Annotated in this window: 18 protein-coding genes; 13 read left to right on the top strand and 5 right to left on the bottom strand. The window is 69.1% G+C overall.

Annotated features, from left to right (window positions below; genetic code table 11):
- Positions 1–129: 129 nt before the first annotated feature.
- Complete coding sequence (locus ACI2KI_RS13715) at positions 130–2,223, bottom strand: S46 family peptidase (protein ID WP_404620940.1); 2,094 nt, start codon at positions 2,221–2,223, stop codon at positions 130–132.
- Between the two features lie 193 nt (positions 2,224–2,416).
- On the opposite strand from ACI2KI_RS13715, the gene ACI2KI_RS13720 reads away from it, so the two are divergent.
- The 3 genes from ACI2KI_RS13720 to ACI2KI_RS13730 are packed head-to-tail and all read left to right on the top strand — an operon-like array spanning position 2,417 to position 5,382.
- Positions 2,417–3,589 (top strand): ABC transporter permease, encoded by a 1,173-nt coding sequence (locus tag ACI2KI_RS13720; RefSeq protein ID WP_404620942.1) that lies wholly within the window; start codon positions 2,417–2,419, stop codon positions 3,587–3,589.
- Entirely contained in the window at positions 3,586–4,341 is a 756-nt protein-coding gene (locus ACI2KI_RS13725) for an ABC transporter ATP-binding protein (protein ID WP_404620944.1), read from the top strand. The genes ACI2KI_RS13720 and ACI2KI_RS13725 overlap by 4 nt, the downstream gene beginning before the upstream one ends.
- A gap of 24 nt (positions 4,342–4,365) precedes the next feature.
- Positions 4,366–5,382 (top strand): HlyD family secretion protein, encoded by a 1,017-nt coding sequence (locus ACI2KI_RS13730; protein ID WP_292083716.1) that lies wholly within the window; start codon positions 4,366–4,368, stop codon positions 5,380–5,382.
- 57 nt (positions 5,383–5,439) lie between these two features.
- Here ACI2KI_RS13730 and ACI2KI_RS13735 read toward each other — a convergent pair whose 3' ends face one another.
- Both ACI2KI_RS13735 and ACI2KI_RS13740 read right to left on the bottom strand, forming a co-directional pair.
- Positions 5,440–6,237: a crotonase/enoyl-CoA hydratase family protein gene (locus tag ACI2KI_RS13735; protein ID WP_404620946.1), complete on the bottom strand. Its 798-nt coding sequence runs from the start codon at positions 6,235–6,237 to the stop codon at positions 5,440–5,442.
- A gap of 119 nt (positions 6,238–6,356) precedes the next feature.
- Positions 6,357–6,515, bottom strand: a complete 159-nt coding sequence (locus tag ACI2KI_RS13740; protein WP_292083720.1) for a hypothetical protein — start codon at positions 6,513–6,515, stop codon at positions 6,357–6,359.
- 166 nt (positions 6,516–6,681) lie between these two features.
- On the opposite strand from ACI2KI_RS13740, the gene ACI2KI_RS13745 reads away from it, so the two are divergent.
- Entirely contained in the window at positions 6,682–6,909 is a 228-nt protein-coding gene (locus tag ACI2KI_RS13745; RefSeq protein WP_404620948.1) for a DUF1289 domain-containing protein, read from the top strand.
- 75 nt (positions 6,910–6,984) lie between these two features.
- Positions 6,985–7,467 carry a TIGR02281 family clan AA aspartic protease gene (locus ACI2KI_RS13750; protein WP_404620950.1) on the top strand — a complete coding sequence of 161 codons (483 nt, stop codon included), beginning with the start codon at positions 6,985–6,987 and terminating at the stop codon, positions 7,465–7,467.
- Between the two features lie 3 nt (positions 7,468–7,470).
- Here the strand turns inward: ACI2KI_RS13750 and ACI2KI_RS13755 are convergent, their stop codons facing one another.
- The gene (locus tag ACI2KI_RS13755) at positions 7,471–8,310 is read right to left on the bottom strand and encodes an LD-carboxypeptidase (protein ID WP_404620952.1); all 840 of its coding nucleotides are present in this window, start codon (positions 8,308–8,310) and stop codon (positions 7,471–7,473) included.
- An 80-nt stretch (positions 8,311–8,390) separates the two neighbouring features.
- Here ACI2KI_RS13755 and murC point away from each other — a divergent pair, with 80 nt between their 5' ends.
- The 8 genes from murC to ACI2KI_RS13795 all read left to right on the top strand — a co-directional run bounded on the left by murC (position 8,391) and on the right by ACI2KI_RS13795 (position 18,097).
- Positions 8,391–9,779 carry a UDP-N-acetylmuramate--L-alanine ligase gene (gene murC / locus ACI2KI_RS13760; protein ID WP_404620954.1) on the top strand — a complete coding sequence of 463 codons (1,389 nt, stop codon included), beginning with the start codon at positions 8,391–8,393 and terminating at the stop codon, positions 9,777–9,779.
- 117 nt (positions 9,780–9,896) lie between these two features.
- On the top strand, positions 9,897–11,498 hold the full coding sequence (locus tag ACI2KI_RS13765; protein WP_404620956.1) for an ATP-binding protein: 1,602 nt from the start codon (positions 9,897–9,899) through the stop codon (positions 11,496–11,498).
- A 41-nt stretch (positions 11,499–11,539) separates the two neighbouring features.
- Positions 11,540–13,570, top strand: a complete 2,031-nt coding sequence (locus ACI2KI_RS13770) for a TonB-dependent receptor (protein ID WP_404620958.1) — start codon at positions 11,540–11,542, stop codon at positions 13,568–13,570.
- 77 nt (positions 13,571–13,647) lie between these two features.
- Positions 13,648–14,313 (top strand): PepSY-associated TM helix domain-containing protein, encoded by a 666-nt coding sequence (locus ACI2KI_RS13775; protein ID WP_404620960.1) that lies wholly within the window; start codon positions 13,648–13,650, stop codon positions 14,311–14,313.
- Positions 14,314–14,326: 13 nt separating this feature from the next.
- Positions 14,327–14,839, top strand: coding sequence for a DUF2271 domain-containing protein (locus tag ACI2KI_RS13780; protein WP_313472438.1), 513 nt, complete (start codon positions 14,327–14,329; stop codon positions 14,837–14,839).
- An 11-nt stretch (positions 14,840–14,850) separates the two neighbouring features.
- On the top strand, positions 14,851–15,645 hold the full coding sequence (locus tag ACI2KI_RS13785) for a DUF4198 domain-containing protein (RefSeq protein WP_404620962.1): 795 nt from the start codon (positions 14,851–14,853) through the stop codon (positions 15,643–15,645).
- On the top strand, positions 15,615–16,721 hold the full coding sequence (locus ACI2KI_RS13790) for an FAD:protein FMN transferase (RefSeq protein ID WP_404620964.1): 1,107 nt from the start codon (positions 15,615–15,617) through the stop codon (positions 16,719–16,721). The genes ACI2KI_RS13785 and ACI2KI_RS13790 overlap by 31 nt, the downstream gene beginning before the upstream one ends.
- A 2-nt stretch (positions 16,722–16,723) precedes the next feature.
- Complete coding sequence (locus tag ACI2KI_RS13795) at positions 16,724–18,097, top strand: sulfite reductase subunit alpha (RefSeq protein WP_404620966.1); 1,374 nt, start codon at positions 16,724–16,726, stop codon at positions 18,095–18,097.
- Between the two features lie 166 nt (positions 18,098–18,263).
- On the opposite strand, the gene ACI2KI_RS13800 is transcribed toward ACI2KI_RS13795, so the two are convergent.
- Positions 18,264–18,941 (bottom strand): Fe2+-dependent dioxygenase, encoded by a 678-nt coding sequence (locus ACI2KI_RS13800; protein WP_404620968.1) that lies wholly within the window; start codon positions 18,939–18,941, stop codon positions 18,264–18,266.
- Positions 18,942–19,023 lie beyond the last annotated feature (82 nt).

Genomic DNA, 19,023 nt, shown 5'->3' on the forward strand with positions numbered 1-19,023 from the left:
GTCGGCGCGACGTTATGAAAAAGGGGAGCCGGCGGCGAGCCTGAAAAACAGACCGCGCCGTCGACACCCCTCATCCGTCATGCTGCGCATGACACCTTCTCCCGCAGGGGGAGAAGGGTCCTTGTAGTTTTAGCGACGCACGCCCAGTTCGCGCAGCAGGCGCGGCTGGTTGTAGACGTTGCGCAGGGCCTCGGTGACGGCGGCGGTCGAGACCGTCACCGTGCGGTTCAGTTCGCCGTCGTAGCCGAACGAGCCGCCCAGCGAGTGGATGTTGCCGTCGAAGGCGGCGCCGATCACTTCACCCTTGGCGTTGATCACCGGCGAGCCGGAGTTGCCGCCGATGATGTCGTTGGTCGAGACGAAGTCATAGACGACGTTCTTGTTGATGCGGCTCTCGGCGTCGACGAAGCGGGCGGCCGCGTTGAACGGCTCGGCGCCGGTGGCGCGCTCGTACAGACCGCCCATGAAGGTGAAGGACGGCACGGTCACGCCGCGATAGGTCCAGCCCTTCACCTGACCATAGGACAGGCGCAGGCTGAAGGTCGCGTCGGGGTAGAGGTTGTCGCCATAGACGGCGAAGCGGGCCTGGGCGACCTTTTCGGCGGCGCGGGCGGTCGGGCCGTTGACCCCGGCGTCCCACTGGGTGCGGACGGCCTGGGCGGCGTCGTCATTGGCCAGGACGAAGGCGATCATCGGGTCGCCCGAGGCGGCCAGTTGCTCCGGCGTCATCGCAAGCGCTTGAGCGCGGAAGGCCGGATCGATCAACTTGGTCTCGACCAGCTTGGCGGCGATGCCCTCGGGATTTTCGCGGCCCAGAATCGACTTCACATTGGCGTTGTCGACGGTCAGGTATTCGCGGGTCTTGGACAGCCAGAAGGACAGCTGGATTTCCTCGACGCCCTTGGCGATCGGCGCTTCCGAGGCCAGACGACGGCCCAGGGCGGCGATGTCGCTGTCGGCGTAGCCGGCGCGACGCTCGGCGACCGGCTTGGCGCGTTCCTTGGAGGCGCGGACGATGGCGCGGGCGTAGGAGTAGAGGGTCGAACCGCCGCCGGCGTTACCTTCCAGCTGACGGTAGGGCAGGTAGAGGTCGCGGGCCGTCGTCTGGACCTTTTCCAGATCCGCCCAGGGATCGCCGATGCGCTCGGCCAGGGCCGGATCGGCGGCGACGCGTTGACGCAGCTCGGTCTCCTCGGCGCGCTTCTTGCCCATGAAGGCCGGGTCGGTCAGGGCGCCCTGCTGGCCGTAATAGACCTTGAAGCTGTTCTCGAGACCGAAGATCGGGTCCAGGGCGACGCGCTTCTCTTCATCGCCCTGGGTCGAGTACTCGACCAGACGGCCGCGCAGTTCCGAACCCTGGATCAGGGTGACCGGGATCTGCTGGTCGCGCAGACGCTCCAGCTGGCTGATGGTCAGCAGGCGCTGGGTGGTGCCAGGGTTGCCGGCGACGAAGGTGACTTCACCCTCGGCCGGAGCCTCAGGGTTCCACTTCAGATGGTTCGGGGTCGAGACGGGCTTGCCATCTTCATAGGCGCGCAGGAAGGCCGCATCGAGGGCGTAGCGCGGGAAGTTGAAATTGTCCGGGTCGCCGCCGAAGAAGGCCGCCTGGAACTCCGGCGCGAAGGCCAGACGCACGTCCTCGTACTTGCGGAACTTGTACAGGGCGTACTTGCCGCCGCGGTAGAAGCTGATGACCTGGCAGGTCAGCTTACGGTCGTCGCCGCAGGCTTCCTTCTGGATCTTGTCGATCTCGGCCGAGCGGGCGGCGACGAAGGCCGCGCCTTCCAGGCCGGCGCCGGCGCCGAGGACGCGCTCGGTGACGTCGGTGATGTCGGTCAGGACCTCGGCGGTCTGGCCGGGGCACTTCTTCTCTTCTTCACGCGTGGCCGGCATCCAGCCGTTCTTGACGTAGTCGTTCTGGGCCGTGGACAGGTCCTGGACGCAGGAGATGACGCAGTGGTGGTTGGTCAGGATCAGGCCTTCGCCCGAGACGAAGGAGGCCGAGCAACCCTGCAGGCGCACGGCGGCGTTGCGCACGCGGTCCAGCCAGGCCTGGTCGATGCGGGTGCCGTACTTGTCGTTGACCGTCTGGATCGGGAAGTTGTCGAAGGTCCACATGCCCTCGTCGGCGCGGGCCGGGGTGGCGGTCGCGCCGGTGACGGCGGCGGCTACGCCCAGGGCCGCCAGCGAGGCGGTGAAGGAAAAGGTGCGACGAAGCGACATTCAGGCTCTCCCGAGCGCAAGGCCCGGCGCCTCGCGTCTGTTATTGTGTAACTAGCGCCGTACGTGGACGGGCCTCAAGCCCCCATAGTCCCGCCGCGCGTCGGGGGGAAGCCGAAGCCTTACCCCGATTTAACTTGGCCCCGGCCCGGCGCCCCGTCAGATAACACTGCAAGTCAGGGGTTTGAGACGCGTCATGTCACTCGCGCTATCCACGCTGCTCTTTGAGTGGCGACGTTATATGGCCGCCGTCATGGCGCTGGCCCTTTCGGGTCTGCTCGTGCTGGCCATGACCGGTGTCTTCATCGGCATCGGCAAGGGCTTCACCGCCCAGATCGAGCGCTCGAGCGCCGACATCATGATCCTGCAGCCCGGGGCGAAGAGCCTGATCAACGGGCCGTCCGGCGTGCCGCGCCGCTTCATCCCGCTGGCCTACAACCACCCGGCCGTGGTCGAGGTGCAGCCCCTGGACGGCGCCGGCGGCAGCTTCCAGTCGGTCAAGAACGTCGACCCGACCATGTCCCAGGCCGACCGCGCCAAGCAGGGCGCGCCGCGTCAGAAATTCGTCCAGTCCAGCATCATCGACACGACGCCGGGCTCGGTCACCATTCCGACCGACTATTCCCAGGAACTGGTCGACGCCCTGCGTCAGCCCTACACCGTGGCCATCGACGAGACGGCCATGACGACTCTCGGCGTCAAGCTGGGCGACAAGGCCCTGTACAATGGTCAGACCGTCACCGTCGTCGGCGTGACGCGCGGCTATCCCAACATGATGCAGCCCGGCGTGGTCATGTCGCGCGACACCCTGCGGATGCTGGGTCAGGCCGACACCGGCCCGCGCGTCGGCCCGCTGATGATCAAGATCAAGGACCCCGCCCAGGCCCCGGCCGTCGTCGCCGAGCTGAACAAGATGGGCAACGGCCAGTGGAAGGCCTGGACCCGTCAGGAACTGGCCGACGCCAACGCCGGCGCCATGTTCGAGGAAGGCATCCTGGTCATCATCATCGGCGGTTGCGTGGTGCTGGGCATCATCATCGGCGTGGCCATCACCTGGCAGACCCTGCGCGGGGCCATCATGGCCAACATCAAGGAGTTCGCCTCGCTGCGCGCCCTGGGCGTCGGCATGGGAAGCCTGCGCCGCATCGTCATGGAGCTGAGCTTCTGGGTCGGCTGCGTCGGCGTCGCCGCCGCCATCGGCCTGACCTGGCTGCTGTCGCTGTTCGCCATGTCCAAGGCGGTCATCATCGCCCTGCCCCTGCCGCTGCTGATCGTGGTGGGCGGCGGTCTGATCGCCATCTCCATGCTCTCGGGCTTCCTCTCGATGGGCATCCTGAAGAAGAGCCAACCTGCGGACCTGCTGCGATGAACATGCATACGAAAGTTCACGGCAAGCATGGCGAGTTCGCCATCGAGGCCAAGGGTCTGATCAAGCGCTTCAAGTCCGGCAAGAACTATGTCGAGGTCTTGAAGGGCGTGAATTTCGACGCCCGCCACGGCGACCTGACCATGGTCATGGGGCCCTCCGGCTCGGGCAAGTCGACCCTGATCGCCGCCCTGTCCGGCCTGCTGCGTCCCGAAGAAGGCCGGGTGGACGCCCTCGACGTGGACGACATGTGGAAGCTGTCGTCGGGCCGACTGGACAAGTTCCGCCTGGATCACTGCGGCTTCATCTTCCAGGGCTTCAACCTGTTCCCGTCGCTCAGCGCCCTGCAACAGGTGACGACGGTGCTGAAGTTCCAGGGGCTGACCCCGGACCAGGCCCGCAAGCGCGCCACGCTCGCCCTGGAAGAAGTCGGTCTGGGCCATCGCCTGCATCAACGCCCGGCGGCCCTGTCCGGCGGCGAGAAGCAACGCGTCGCCATCGCCCGCGCCCTGGCCAAGGACCCGCAGATCCTGTTCGCGGACGAACCGACCTCGGCCCTGGACGGCGAGAACGGTCAGATCGTCATTAAACTTCTGCGCCGGGCCGCCACCGAACACGGCGCGGCGGTCATCTGCGTGACCCACGACCCGCGCCTGGAAGCCTGGGCCGACCGGGTCATCCACATCGAAGACGGCGTGATCATCGACGACCAGCGCCGCATCCCCAATCCCGACGCCGTTCTGGCCTCGCACTAGACACCGATCCTCAAGGACACCTCCATGCCCGCTTTCCTGAAAAACAAATGGCTCTGGATCGGCCTCGTCGCCCTGATCGTGCTGATCATCGGCTTCGGCATGTTCCAGAAGGCCCAGGCCGCCAAGAAGGCCGAAGCCGCGGCGGCCGCCGAGAAGAAGGTCGAGAGCCCCTATGCGGCCATCGCCAACGGCAAGGTCGACATCGAAGGCGGCATCATCCAGATCGCGGCCCGTCGTGGCGGCGTGGTGCGTGAAGTCCTGGTCCAGGAAGGCGACCGCGTCACCGCCGGTCAGATCCTGGCGCGTCAGGAAGACGACGAACCGCGCCTGGCCCTGCAAACCGCCGCCGCCAACCTGTCGGAGGCCGAAAGCCAGTTGCGTCTGATCAACGTCGACATCGCCACCGCCCAGCGCGAATACGACCGCCTGGCGCGGCTGAAGGACAGCAACTTCGTCGCCGCCCAGAAGCTGGATCAGGCCCGCGACGCCATCGCCCAGGCCCAGGCCCGTCTCGGCTCGGCCCAGTCGGCGGTCCAGACCGCCCGCGCCCGCCGCGACCAGGCCGCCTATGACGTCGAGCTGACCGTCATCCGCTCGCCCGCCGAGGGCCGCATCGTGCGCCGTTACGCCAACCCCGGCGCCGGCGCCTCGACCCTGAACGTGTCGAACATGTTCGACCTGGAACCCGACGCCCCGCGCATCGCCCGCGCCGAAATCGTCGAGGCCGACATTCCGAACATCACCGCCGATCAGGCTGTCGAGATCACCCCGGAAGGCGACCCCTCGAAGGTCTATGTCGGCAAGGTCCTGCGCCGCGCCGCCGTCTTCGGCGCCCGCAAGCTGGCCTCAGACGATCCCTCGCAGCGTTCGGACGAGCGCGTCGTCGAAGTGGTCGTGGCCGTCAACGACGCCCCCCTGCTGATCGGCCAGCGCGTCCTGGTCAAGTTCATGAAGCCGGGTGAAACCGCGGGGGCCAAACGCGACACCAGCGTCGCCGGCGTCCCCGCCAACCGCTCGATGCAGACGCCCGCCCGCCGCTGAGGCTGACGGCTAGAAACGGAAAGGGGCCTCGCGAGGGGCCCCTTTTTTGTTGTCCGGTCAGTTCCCGGTGAAGTCGCCGGATCGCTTCTCCAGCACCGCCGTCACGCCTTCAATGTGATCCTCGGTCAGATGGGCCAGGGCCTGCATGGCGGCGGACAGCTCCAGCATCTGATCGAAATTCATGTCGCGCCCCTGACGCAGGAGACTCTTGGCCATGCGCAGAGCCTGAGGCGGCTGGGCGGCGATCTGGTTCGCCGTGGTCATGGCCTCATCCATCAGGGTCTCGTGCGGGACCACGCGGTTGACCAGACCCCATTCAGCCGCCGTCTCGGCGTCGATAGCGCGGGCGGTGAACAGCATCTCGGCGGCGCGGACATAGCCGATGTTGCGCGGCAGCAGCCAGGACCCACCGTCGCCCGGAATGATGCCCAGTTTCATGAAGGGCACGCCGAAGCTGGCGCGGTCCGAAGCGATGCGGATGTCGCCCAGGCCGGCGATGTCGCAGCCCAGACCCATGGCGGGGCCGTTGACGGCGGCGATCAGCGGAACCTCCAGGCCGTAGAGCGAGCGGACGATGCGGTGGACGACGCGGCGATAGCGCTCGCGGATGGCGGCGCCCGAACCCTCGAACAGGTCGCGGCGGTCCTTCATGGCCTTGAGATCGCCGCCTGCCGAGAAGGCGCGGCCGGCCCCGGTCATGACCACGCAGCGGATCGACGGGTCGGCGTTGACCGCCTCACAGGCGGCGGCGAAGGCCTCGCCGTCCTCCAGGTCCGGCAGGGCGTTCAACCGGTCAGGCCGGGTCAGGGTCCAGACCATGACTGCGCCGTGGCGCTCTTCGACGATCAGACCCATGGCGATGCTCCTGTTGTGGTCGGAGCCGGTTTCATCGGGGCGGCGGACGAAGGCAAGCGGAATTGAAAAACCCCGGTCGTTCTGACCGGGGTTGCGGGTTGGATCAAATACCCTCGCGACTACGCGCGCGGCCGTTTGATCGTTATGGGCACGAAGTTGGAAGGATGACTGACCACGCGGTTGTTCGCGTTGTTCATCTGCTTCGTGTTGACCAGCATCCCGCCCCAGAGGGCGAAGGACATCATGGCGTGCTGGAGGTTGCGCTCCTTGTCGTTCATTTTTGGCGTCTCCTTTCGCTGAACGATGAAAGAAGACGCGTCGTGCTTTTCGGGAATCTCACCGTCATAGTCGTTTCGCGTCAGCAGCCTAGATAGCTCCGCTTGGTTAAAAAGTCAAGATTTTGGTCCGAAGTCGGACTTATTGTAGTTTGAACGTCACAAAATCATGAGCCAGCATGCCGCCCCCTCTCCTGCCCGGCCGCCGCGTGCGATCGCTACGCCCTGCGTCATGGTCTGCACCGTGGACGGGGCGTCGGGCCTGTGCCTGGGCTGCTTTCGCACCCTGCCCGAAATCGCGACCTGGAGCCGGATGAGCGATCAGGAACGAGCGAAGATCATGGGCGAACTGGACGGGCGGCGGGGCCTGATCGATCCGGCGCTGCTCGGCGGCTAACGCGGTTCGCCCGTCAACCTTTCGTTCGCCGTATCGCTTCACCGCCTGCCAAGACCCTTGCGGCACATTAGGGTCATGATCCGCATCGACCCGCGCTCTGCCGTCGTCTTCGCCGCCGCCCTGGCCACCTCCCTGGCCTGCGCGGGCGCCCTGCGCTGGATGGACGGCGCGGGCGAGGCCCAGGCGGCGATTGCAGCGCCCTCGGTGGTGCGTTCCGCCGACGGCCACTACTGGGCCGAGGCCAAGGTCGACGGCCGCCCCATGCGGATGCTGGTCGACACCGGCGCCAGCGTCGTGACCCTGAGCCGCGCCGACGCGGAAAAGGCGGGCGTCAGCGTCGTCGCCGGGGACTTCACCCGCACCCTGAACACCGCATCCGGTCCCGTGAAGGCCGCGCCAGTCGTCCTGCCCTCGCTGGCGGTGGCGGGGGTGCGTCTGACCGCGGTCGAGGCCCTGGTGGTCGATGGCGACATGCCCGCGTCCCTGCTGGGCATGAGCTATCTGGGCCGACTGTCCGGCTTCGAGGCCCGGCCCGAAGGCCTGACCTTCAAGAGCTAGTCCTCAGCGGCTCGCCCCGAAGGGGACCACCTTGTTGTCCGGGTCGTGGCCGATGTCGGCGGTTCCCAGGTAGGGGATGCCCGAACGCTCGCACCAGTAGCGGACGATCTCTTCCGCCGTCAGGCCGAAGTCCGGATCATTGGGCGTGACGTCGGAGACCCGGCCCAGGCGGATGCCCGCGGCACGACGGATCGAGGCCTGGCCCGTCAGGTGAAACATCATCCGGTCGACGCGGTAGAGGGCCTCGGACACCTCTTCCAGCATGATGACATGGCCGGTCAGGTCCGGCTCCAGCGCCGTGCCGACCAGTTCGTTGAGAATGGTCAGATTGAAGGCGACGGCCGGGCGTGGATCGTCCAGCAGGGACGGCTCCAACGAAGCGCGGTCGCCGCTGACCAGCCAGTCCACCGCCCCGCGCCCCGTCGCGTCATGCCGCGCCCCGTCCGAGGCCATCGGCCCATGGGCCACATGAGGAAAGCCCGCCTTGTAGAGCAGGGCCAGCAGGCTGCCCGCGTCGGAATAGCCGAGGTAGCGTTTCTTGCGCGCCACCTCCGTCAACTGCGGCAGGACCGCCTCGGCGATGCGACACGAACCATAGCCGCCACGCGCGAACCAGACGGCGCCGAGACGCGGATCATTGGCGAACTCGACGAAGGCGGCGGCGCGGACGGCGTCGTCGCCGCCGAAGTGACCGTGCGTCTCGAACGCCATAGGATGGAAGACCAGCTGCACCTCGCCGCCCGGATAGGCCTGATCCATCCAGGCCTGGATCGCCTCCCCGCGGGCGGGATCCAGACGCGAGCTGGCGTTCACAACCCCGATCTTGAACGGTTCAGGCTTCATGGATGGGGCTGGCCTCCGGCGTCGCCCGTGCTAGTCAGGCCGCCGGACATTCCCCGGTTTCGCGCGTCAAAATCAAGCCGATGAACAAAGACTATTTCTTCTGCGGCGTCGGCGGGTCCGGCATGCTGCCCCTGGCCATGATCGTTCAGGCGCAAGGGAACCGTATAGCCGGCTCGGACCGGGCCCTGGATCAGGGCCGCACGCCGGACAAGTTCGACTGGCTGCGCGCTCATGGCGTCGCCCTGCACCCGCAGGACGGCTCGGGCGTGGTCAGTGCTGACCAGATCGTCGTCGCCACCGGCGCGGTGGAGGAAACGGTGCCGGACATCGGCGCGGCCAAACGCGTCGGCGCGACCATCAAGACCCGGCCCCAGCTGCTGAGCGAACTGTTCAACGCGGCCCCGACCTCGATCGGCGTGGCGGGCACCAGCGGCAAGTCGACCATCACCGGCATGATCGCCTGGATCCTGGATCAGGCGGGCCGCAAGCCGACCGTGGTCAACGGCGCGGTGATGAAGAACTTCGCCGACGCCGACCATCCCTTCGCCAGCGCCCTGGTCGGCGGTCCCGACCTGTTCGTGGCCGAGGTGGACGAGAGCGACGGCTCCATCGCCCGCTACAATCCGACGGTGGCGGTCGTCTCCAACATCTCGCTGGACCACAAGTCGATGGAGGAGTTGCGCGACCTGTTCGGCGGCTTCGTCGGCCGGGCGACGACGGCGGTGCTGAACCTCGACAACCCTGAGACGGCGGCGCTGGCGCAGGCTCTGCCTGCGGGCAAGGCCGTCACCTTCGCCCTCGGCGAGGAAGAGGCGGACCTGTCGGCGCATGATCTCAAGCCCCTTCCGACCGGCATGAGCTTCGAGCTACGGGTGCGCGGCGAGGCTTCGCGCGCGGTCGTGCTGAACGTCCCCGGCGCGCACAATGTCGCCAACGCTTTGGCGGCTCTGGGCGCGGTCAAGGCCCTGGGCGTGTCGGTCGAGGATGCGGTCACGGCGCTGGAGACCTTCGCCGGCATTCGGCGACGGCTGGAGGTGGTGGGGACGCGCAACGGCGTCACCGTCATCGACGACTTCGCCCACAACCCCGACAAGATCGCCGCCACCCTGAAGACCCTGCACGCCTTTGACGGGCGGCTGCTGATCCTGTTCCAGCCGCACGGCTTCGGCCCGCTGAAGCTGATGCGGCAAGAGTTCATCGAGGGCTTCGCCGGCTTGATGCGCGAGCACGACGTCCTGCTGATGCCCGAGCCGGTCTATTACGGCGGCACCACCGACCGCAGCGTGGGGTCCGAGGACATCGCCGCAGGCGTGCGCGCCGAGGGGCGTCGGGCCGAGGCCCTGGCGACGCGCGCCGACTGCGGCGACCGCATCGTCGAAATCGCCCAGCCCGGCGACCGGGTGGTGGTCATGGGGGCGCGTGACGACAGCCTGTCCAGCTTTGCGGCGGAACTGCTGGCCCGACTTTAAACTCCGCGCTCGGAGCAATCGTCAAATTGCTCTTGTAAAACATTCACTTTCGGCAAATCGGCTGTTAAGCGCCGCCCGCCTAACTGCGCTCTCGCAAAACGCGGAAGGGGCGTCAGGATGGCCAGGATCGGAGACTTCGTCGAGACGGCGCCGCCCATGGCGCCCGACGCGCCCGGCGCCGAGGCCTTCGACCGGTTTCAGGCCGAGCCGGACACCCTGGTCATCGCCGTGGTGGACGCCGATGGTCGACCCGTCGGCCTGATCGAGCGCAACGCCTTCACCCTGAAGATGGCCGCCGAGTTCGGCCGCGCCCTCTACGCCCGTCGGCCGGTCTCGGCCCTGATGGAGCCCGATCCGCTGATGGTCGAGGCCGACGCCTCGGCGGACGTGCTGTTCCAGTCGATGGACGCGGCGGGCTTGGGCGCCCTGCTGAAGGGCTTCATCGTCGTCTCGCGCGGGCGCTACGTCGGGGTCGGCGCCGGGCTGCACGTGCTGCAGGCGGGCGTGGCCATCCACAAGCGCCGCGCCGAGGCCATGAGCGAACTGGCCCAGAACCTGGCCCGCGCCGAGGCTGAGGCCCGCGCCTCCAGCCGGGCCAAGTCCGAGTTCCTGGCGGTCATGAGCCACGAGATCCGCACGCCGTTGAACGGGGTGCTGGGGGTAGCCGCCCTGATGGAGCGCGAACTGACTCAAGACGCCCTGCGCCCCTATGTCCGCACCATTCTGGATTCGGGAAACAGCCTGCTGCGGCTGCTGACCGACGCCCTGGACATGTCGCGCGCCGAGGCGGGCGTCCTGACGCTGGAGCCCGCGCCGCTGGATCTCAACGCGGTGGCCGCCGACCTGTCGGCCCTGTGGCGACCGCGCGCGGAGGAGAAGAACCTGCGCCTGACGGTGACGACGGACACGGCCGCCGCGCGCTGGGTCGTCGGCGACGAGATGCGGCTGAAGCAGTTGCTCAACAACCTGATCGGCAATGCGCTGAAGTTCACCACCCGGGGCGCGGTCGAGGTCAGCCTCGGCACGCGACTGGACGACGGCCGGGTGCGGCTGGACGCCGTGGTCGACGACAGCGGGCCGGGGATCAGCGACGAGGCGGCGACCGCCATCTTCGAGCCGTTCAACACCGGCGAGGCGGGCCGACAGGGCGCCGGCGCGGGGTTGGGCCTGGCCATCTGCCGCCAGATCGTCGAGCGGATGGAGGGGACGCTGGCGCTGGAGCGTTCGCCCGCCGGCGGGGCGCGTTTCCGCTTTGACCTGCACCTGCCGCTGGCCGAGGCTGATGCGCGCAGCCTTGAGGACCGGACCGCCGCCCCGACCGCGCACGAAACCCTGCACGTCCTGGTGGTCGACGACAACGCCGCCAACCGCTTCGTCGCGGGCAAGGTGCTGGAGTTGTTCGGCTGCACCCATGAGACCGCCGAGGACGGGCGCCAGGCGGTGGAGCGGGCGATGATCGCCCCGTTCGACCTGATCCTGATGGACGTGAAGATGCCGGTGATGGACGGTGTGACGGCGACGCGGGCCATCCGCGCCCTGCCCGGAGCGGCCTCCGTCGTGCCCATCCTGGCCCTGACCGCCAACGCCGATCCGCGCGACGAGGCCGAGTATCTGGCGGCGGGCATGGACGGGGTGGCGCAAAAGCCGATCCAGCCCGACGCCCTGCTGAACGCGATCCGACTGGCCCTGTCGCGTCATGCAGTGGCCGAAGCGGCCTAAGGGCGCGCCAGCGTCGCGGGCCTGGGCTATGGTCCCGCCTGATGCTTCAGGACACGCCCCCCGCCGCCCCGACCACCACCCTCGACGAGGTGATCGTCACCGCCGCGCGCCTGCCCCCGGCGGCGAGCGAGGCGGCCTTTTCGGTGATCCGACTGGGCGAGGAGACGCTGTCGAGCGCGACGCGGCTGGACGAGGCCCTGGCGACGATTCCCGCCGTCTCCCTGTTCCGGCGCACCTCCAGTCTGGCCGCCAATCCGACGACCCAGGGCATCAGCCTGAGGGCCATCGCCCCGTCAGGGGCGGGACGGACGCTGGTGACTCTGGACGGGGCGCCGCTGAATGATCCCTTCGGCGGCTGGGTGATCTGGTCGCAGGTTCCAACCGAGAGCGTCGAGAGCCTCGACATCGTGCGCGGCGCCGGGGCCGGTCCCTATGGCGCGGGGGCGCTGACGGGCGTCATCCAGTTGAGGGAGCGCGAGCGCGGCGGGGTGCTGGACACCTCGCTCGCCGAGCGCGGCGGGGCGCGGCTGGCGGGGTCGGGCGGGGTGGATGCGGGGCCGGCGCGGCTGACGGGGTCGGTCCTTTATGAGACCAGCGACGGCTATGTCCCCGTGCGCGGGCCGACGGCCGGGGCGGCGGACGCGCGGCTGGATCTGGAGGCGAAGGGCGCGGCGCTGCGGGCCGATGTGCCAATCGGCGAGGCCGCCCTGTCGCTACGGGCGGCGGCCTATGAGGAGGATCGCGGTTCGGGTCTGGCGGGGGCGCGGGCCACGGCCAGCGGCCATGTGCTGTCGGCCACCGCTGCCAAACGTCCGACCGAGGGCGACTACGGCTGGCGGCTGCAGGCCTGGCGGCGCGAGAGCGATCTGGCCAACACCTCGGTGGCCGTGGCGGCGGATCGGGCGACGACCACGCCCGCCAATGACCAGTATGAGACGCCCGCGACCGGCTGGGGCCTGAACGCCGCCCTGCGCCGGGCCGAGCGGTCGGTTCGCGGCGGAAGACTGGAGTGGGAGGTGGGCGCCGACGCTCGCTTCAACGCAGGCGAGACGCACGAGCGCTTCCGCTACATGGCCGGGGCCTTCACCCGCGACCGCGTCGCCGGGGGCGAGACGTCGGTGGCGGGGATCTACGGCGAGGGCTCGTGGCAGAGCGGGCCGTGGCTTCTGGCGGGCGGGTTGCGGCTGGACAGCTGGAAAAACCAGAACGGCCGGCGGCTGGAGCGGGACCTGGCTACCGGTGCGCCGACGCTGGACGAGACTGACCCCGAACGCTCGGGCGAGGTGATCAGCGCCCGTCTGGCGGCGCGGCGCATGATCGGCGGCGGCTGGGCGGCGCGGGCGGCGGCCTATTCCGGCTTCCGGCCCGCCACGCTGAACGAACTACACCGGCCCTTCCGCGTCGGCAACGACCTGACCGAGGCCAATGCGGCGCTGGTCCCTGAAACCCTGCAAGGCGTCGAGGCCGGACTGGCCTTCGAGGGACCGATCTCGGCGCTGAGCGCGACCCTGTTCTGGAACCGGATCGAGGACGCCATCGTCAACGTCACCCTCGGCGAAGGCCCAGGGACCTTCCCCCGCGCGGGCTTCATCCCGGCGGGCGGCGTGCTGCGCCAACGCCGGAACGCCGGAACCATCGAAGCGACGGGCGTCGAGATCACCGCCCGTCAGACCCTGCGCGGCGGTCTGGACCTGAGCGCCGCCCTGTCCGTCACCGACGCCCGCGTGGACGGCGGGTCGGCCGCGCCGCAACTGACCGGCCTGCGTCCCGCCCAGGCCCCGATCTGGAGCGCCACGGCGGGGGTCGACTGGCGCGCCGGCGACCGCCTGAGCCTGAGCGCGCGCGCCCGCTATGAGAGCAAGCGCTTCGAGGACGACCTGAACAGCCGGGTGCTGGGCGCAGCCGTAACGGCGGACCTGCGGGCCGACTGGCGGATGAATGAGACGACCTCGCTGTGGCTGGCCACCGACAATCTGTTCAACGCCGAGGTCGAGGTCTCGGAAACGGGAACCGGCGTCGAAGGCTTCGGCCCGCCGCGCTCGCTCAGCGCCGGAGTGCGGCTGACTTACTGAACGACGATCCGCCCCGCGACATTCCGACGCCTAAACGGTATTGCAAATCGTTCGCAGAATATGGCAAAGCCCTGTCTGTGAGTGAAGCCGCTGCAAATCCCGCCAAGATCGCCGCCAAACCGAAGGCGGCGCTGAACGCCAAGCGGTCGTTCTGGCTGAAGCAATTGCACAGCTGGCACTGGATCTCGGCGGCGGTCAGCCTGGTCGGCATGATCCTGTTCGCGGCGACCGGCATCACCCTGAACCACGCCGCCCAGATTCCCGCCGAGCCGGTGACGAAGGAGGCGACGGCGACCCTGCCCGCGCCCCTGCTGGCGCGTCTGGCCGACTTCCCGGAAGACACCACCGATCCGGTCCCCGCCCCCGTCGCGCGCTGGGCCGCCGAGGCCTTCAAGGTGCAGGTGGACGGCAAGCCGACCGAGACCACGGCGGATGAAATCTATGTCGCCCTGGCCACGCCCGGCGGCGACGGATGGCTGACCATCGACCGTTCAACCGGCGAGGCCGTGCACGAGAAGACCACGCGCGGCGCGATCGCCTACCTCAATGACCTGCACAAGGGTCGGAACGCCGGAAAGGTCTGGTACTGGTTCATCGACGTCTTCGCCGTGGCCTGCGTGATCTTTTCCGTCACCGGTCTGGCCCTGCTGTGGCTGCACGCCCGCGGCCGTCCCTCGACCTGGCCCATCGTGGCCCTGGGTCTGCTCATTCCCGTCGTTATCGCCCTCCTCTTCATCCACTGACGAGTTCCTCCCCATGCGCAAGCTCCCTCTCGTCCTGACCGCCGCCGGCCTCGCCGCCGCGCCCGCCGTCGCCAGCGCCGCCGACCTGAGCGTCAGCGTCGAACTGCCCCGCATCGCCAGCGCCTCCTATCACCGCCCCTATGTGGCCGTGTGGATCGAGAAGCCGGATCAGACGACGGCCCAGACCCTGGCCGTCTGGTACCAGCAGACCCGCAACAACGAGGGCGACGGCAAGGACTGGCTGAAGGACCTGCGCACCTGGTGGCGCAAGGGCGGCCGCGCCATGGCCATGCCCGCCGACGGCGTGTCCGGCCCGACCAAGGCCCCCGGCCGTCACGCCGTGACCGTGCCCGCCGCCCGCCTGCGCAACCTGCCCGCCGGGCAGTACAACATCGTCGTCGAGGCGGCCCGCGAACTGGGCGGCCGCGAGGTCGTCCGCGTGCCCTTCCGCTGGGGCGCCGCCAACACCGCCGCCGGAACCGGCTCCACCGAACTGGGCGCCGTCCGCGTCGCCGTGACCCGCTAAGGACCCTGACCATGAAGAAGACATTCGCCTTCCTGACCTTGGCCGCCGTTCTGGCCGCGCCGCTCTCGGCTCAGGCGCACCGCGCCTGGCTGGCCCCGACCTCGACCGTCCTGTCAGGCAATGACGCCTGGGTCGGTTTCGACGCCGGCATGTCGAACGGGGTCTTCATCCCCGACCACGCCGCCATGCGTCTGGCCGGCCTGACCATCACCGCGCCGGACGGTTCGACCGCCCAGGCCGAGAACGTCCATCAGGCCAAGTATCGCTCCAGCTTCGACCTGCACCTGTCGAAGCCCGGCACCTATCGCGTCGCCAATGTCGGCTCGGGCTTCATGGCCAGCTACAAGCAGGGCGGCGAGCAGAAGCGCTGGCGCGGGACGGAAGCCGAGTTCCCCGGCGCCCTGCCCGCAGACGCCACCGACGTCGAGGCCGTCCGCACCGACAGCCGCACCGAAACCTTCGTGACGCTCGGTGAGCCCACGGATCTGGCCGTGGTCGGCAAGGGTCTGGAACTGGCCGCTGTCACCCATCCGAACGACCTGGCCGCCGGTGAAGCCGCCACCTTCAAGCTGCTGAAGGACGGCCAGCCCGCCGCCAATGTCGAGGTGACCATCGCGCGCGGAGGCACCCGCTACCGCAACAACCCCGAGGAAATCACGGTCAAGACGGGCGCGGACGGCGCCTTCAGCGTGACCTGGCCGGAAGCCGGCCTCTACTGGCTGGGCGCCTCGGTGCGCACGGCGGGCGTGAACGGCCAGCCCGGCTCCAACGCCTCGTGGAACGGCGCGCTGGAAGTCCTGCCCTGACCTCGAAACGCTCCAGTTCGGCGCCGCCGCCGCTCCAGCTCGGAGCGGCGGTTGACGGCCGTCAGGACACGCGCGTCCTGATCCCGCCGAGCGCCCGCGCGCCGGAGCGGCCGCCCAGCGACCTGATCTGGTCGCTGTCGGGGGAAAGCATGGGCACCACCTGGTCGGTGCGTCTGGTTCCCCCGATGGGCGTGGCGCAGGGCGCGTTTCAGGCGGCGGTCGAGGAAGAGCTGGCGCGCATCATCGCCCTGTTCAGCCCGTGGACGCCGGACAGCGAGATCAGCCGCTTCAACAACGCCCCCGCCGGGACGTGGCAGTTGTCGGACGACTTCTGGAGCCTGCTGAACGCCTCTCTGGATCTGGCCGACGACGTCAACGGCGCGGTCGATCCAACCCTCGGGGCGCTGGTCGATCTGTGGGGCTTCGGTCCGCCGGGGCCGCGCGATCCGCTCCACCCCTTGCCGTCCGCCGAAGAGATCGAGGCGGCGCTGGCCGTGTCCGGCTGGCAGAAGCTGCGGCTGAACCGCGAGGCGCAGGCGGCGGTGCAGGTGGGCGGCATGAAGCTGGACTTCTCGGGCATCGCCAAGGGTCACGCCGTGGACCGGGTGTCCGCCCGCCTGGCCGCGATGGGCGCGACCTCGCATCTGGTCGAGATCGGCGGCGAACTTCTGGGGCGCGGCGTCAAGCCGGACGCCCAGCCCTGGTGGGTCGAGATCGAGGCCGTGCCGGGATCGCCCACGCCGCACACGGTGGCCGCCCTGTTCGACGTGGCGGTAGCCACATCGGGCGACTGGCGCCGCGCCTTCGTGCATGACGAGCGCCTCTATCCCCACACCATCGACGGCTCGACCGGACGGCCGGTAGACAATGGACTGGCCCAGGTGACGGTGTTCGACGCCTCGGCCATGCGCGCCGACGCCTTGGCCACGGCCCTGACCGTGCTGGGTCCCTATGACGGGCCGGAGTTCGCCGAGGCCATGCAGATCGCGGCGCACTTCGTCGAACGCACGCCGCGCGGCCTGGTCGAGCGGATGACGCCCGCCTTCGCCGCCATGATGGACGAAGAAGAAGCCTGACCGTGACCGCCGACCTGACCCGCTGGCTGTGGGCCGGCGTCGCTCTGATCCTGTGGCTGGGCCTGATCGGCCTGACCGTCTGGCGCGTGCGCGCCGCCGCCAGAAAGGCCGCCGAACAGGCGCGCGCCCTGGCCGAGGCGGCTGGCGAAGACGCCCTGCTGATCGCCTTCGCCAGCCAGACCGGCTTCGGCGAGGAACTGGCCTGGATGACGGCGCGGGCGCTGGGCGACGGCGGCGTGGGGGCGCGTCCCCTGTCGTTCGCCGATCTGGATCTGGAGACGCTGAGGGGTGCGCGGCGCCTGCTGGTGATCGCCTCGACCACCGGCGAGGGCGACGCCCCCGACAGCGCGGCCCGCTTCGTGCGGCAGGTGATGGCGGCGGATGTGGACCTGTCGCACCTCTCCTATGGCCTACTGGCGCTGGGCGATCGCGCCTATGACGCCTATTGCAGCTTCGGCCACGCGGTCGGCGACTGGCTGGACGGCTGCGGCGCCCAGACCCTGTTCGACCGGGTCGAGGTCGACAATGGCGATGCCGGCGCCATCCGCCACTGGCAGCATCAGTTGAACCAGATCACGGGCTCGACCGCCGCCCCCGACTGGACCCCGCCCGCCTATGACCGCTGGCGTCTGGTGGAACGGACCCTGTTGAACGCGGGCAGCCCCGGCGGCGAGGCCTGGCATCTGGCCTTCGAGCCGATCGACCACACGCCCGACTGGACGGCGGGCGACATCGCCGAGGTCGGCCTGCCCGTCCGCGACGGCGAACAGCCGGCCAGCCGCGAATATTCGGTCGCTTCCCTGCCCTCGGACGGACGGGTCGAGTTCTGCATCCGCCTGATGACGCGCCCGGACGGGACGCCGGGTCTGGCCTCGGGCTGGCTGACGCAGGACGCGCAGATCGGCGACGAGGCAGCCATGCGGGTCCGCGCCAACCGCGGCTTCCACGCCCCGCCGCCGGAGGCCCCCATCATCCTGATCGGCAACGGCACCGGCATCGCCGGTCTGCGCGGGCATCTGAAGGCGCGGGCGCAGCACGAGGCGACCGGCGGGGCCTGGCTGCTGTTCGGCGAGCGGACACGGGCCCACGACGCGCTTTATGACGCCGACCTGCAGGCCTGGCTGGCGTCGGGGGTTCTGACCCGTCTGGACCGGGCCTTTTCGCGCGACGGCGGCGAGAACCGCTACGTCCAGTCGCTGGTTGCCGAGCACGCGCGGCCCATGGCCGACTGGGTTGATCGCGGGGCCTATGTCTATGTCTGCGGCAGTCTGGAAGGCATGTCCAAGGGCGTTCACGCGGCGCTGGAGGTGGCGCTGGGCGAGGAGCGACTGACGCGGCTGACGGACGCCGGGCGGTATCGGCGCGACGTTTACTGAATAGAGCGCAACGGCTCTCCCTCCCCGTTCGGGGAGGGTGGTCGCGCAGCGACCGGGTGGGGAGGGCGTGGCGATATCGGCGCGGCGCCTGAATAGCCTTGCCGCCCCCACCCGTCTGACGCTTCGCGCCAGCCACCCTCCCCCAAGTGGGAGGGAGAATCCTGCCTCAGACCTCCGACCAGCGTCGCAGCAGGTTGTGATAGAGGCCGGTCAGTTCGATGACGGCCTGATCCTTCGGCCCCTTCTCCAGGTTCACCCGCTGGGTCGCCACGTCGAGGCGGAACAGGCTTTCGCGGTCGGCGTCGTCGCGGACCAGGCTTTGCAGCCACATGAAGCTGGACACGCGGTCGCCGCGCGTGACGGGCGTGACCCGGTGCAGGCTCTTGGACGGATAGAGGACCAGGTCGCCGGCCGGCAGCTTGACCGACTGGGCGCCATACAGCTCCTCGATGATCAGTTCGCCGCCGTCATAGTCCTCGGGCTCGGACAGGAAGAGGGTGGCCGAGAGGTCGCTGCGGATACGCACATCCCCGCGCTGCCGGATGGCGTTGTCGACGTGGACGCCGAACTCGCCGCCGCCCTCGTAGCGGTTGAACAGGGGCGGAAAGATCGTGTGCGGCAGGGCGGCCGAGACGAACATGGGGTTGGCGTTCAGGGCCTGGACGATCAGGGCCGAGACTTCGCGCGCCGCCGCGCTGTCCTCGGGCAACTGAAGGTTCTTCTTGGCGGTGGCCGACTGGTGGCCCGAGGTCATGTTGCCGTCGGCCCAGGGGCCGGCGTCCAGGGTCCGGCGCAGGGCGGCGACCTCGGCCTTGGTGAAGACGTCGGGGATATGCAGCAGCATGGTTCTCTCACCGGGAAAAACGCATCGGCCCCGCCGCTCGGATGAACGACGGGGCCGACATGATGGCGCGAAACGCCGTCTC

The sequence above is a fragment of the Brevundimonas sp. NPDC046655 genome, assembly GCF_044901625.1.
Taxonomy (GTDB): Bacteria; Pseudomonadota; Alphaproteobacteria; order Caulobacterales; family Caulobacteraceae; genus Brevundimonas.

Excerpts from the sequence above, each read along its gene's own strand:
- ACI2KI_RS13715 (WP_404620940.1), bottom strand. The coding sequence starts at position 2,223 with ATGTCGCTTCGTCGCACCTTTTCCTTCACCGCCTCGCTGGCGGCCCTG.
- ACI2KI_RS13720 (WP_404620942.1), top strand. The coding sequence starts at position 2,417 with ATGTCACTCGCGCTATCCACGCTGCTCTTTGAGTGGCGACGTTATATG.
- ACI2KI_RS13725 (WP_404620944.1), top strand. The coding sequence starts at position 3,586 with ATGAACATGCATACGAAAGTTCACGGCAAGCATGGCGAGTTCGCCATC.
- ACI2KI_RS13730 (WP_292083716.1), top strand. The coding sequence starts at position 4,366 with ATGCCCGCTTTCCTGAAAAACAAATGGCTCTGGATCGGCCTCGTCGCC.
- ACI2KI_RS13735 (WP_404620946.1), bottom strand. The coding sequence starts at position 6,237 with ATGGGTCTGATCGTCGAAGAGCGCCACGGCGCAGTCATGGTCTGGACC.
- ACI2KI_RS13740 (WP_292083720.1), bottom strand. The coding sequence starts at position 6,515 with ATGAACGACAAGGAGCGCAACCTCCAGCACGCCATGATGTCCTTCGCC.
- ACI2KI_RS13745 (WP_404620948.1), top strand. The coding sequence starts at position 6,682 with ATGAGCCAGCATGCCGCCCCCTCTCCTGCCCGGCCGCCGCGTGCGATC.
- ACI2KI_RS13750 (WP_404620950.1), top strand. The coding sequence starts at position 6,985 with ATGATCCGCATCGACCCGCGCTCTGCCGTCGTCTTCGCCGCCGCCCTG.
- ACI2KI_RS13755 (WP_404620952.1), bottom strand. The coding sequence starts at position 8,310 with ATGAAGCCTGAACCGTTCAAGATCGGGGTTGTGAACGCCAGCTCGCGT.
- murC (WP_404620954.1), top strand. The coding sequence starts at position 8,391 with ATGAACAAAGACTATTTCTTCTGCGGCGTCGGCGGGTCCGGCATGCTG.
- ACI2KI_RS13765 (WP_404620956.1), top strand. The coding sequence starts at position 9,897 with ATGGCCAGGATCGGAGACTTCGTCGAGACGGCGCCGCCCATGGCGCCC.
- ACI2KI_RS13770 (WP_404620958.1), top strand. The coding sequence starts at position 11,540 with ATGCTTCAGGACACGCCCCCCGCCGCCCCGACCACCACCCTCGACGAG.
- ACI2KI_RS13780 (WP_313472438.1), top strand. The coding sequence starts at position 14,327 with ATGCGCAAGCTCCCTCTCGTCCTGACCGCCGCCGGCCTCGCCGCCGCG.
- ACI2KI_RS13785 (WP_404620962.1), top strand. The coding sequence starts at position 14,851 with ATGAAGAAGACATTCGCCTTCCTGACCTTGGCCGCCGTTCTGGCCGCG.
- ACI2KI_RS13800 (WP_404620968.1), bottom strand. The coding sequence starts at position 18,941 with ATGCTGCTGCATATCCCCGACGTCTTCACCAAGGCCGAGGTCGCCGCC.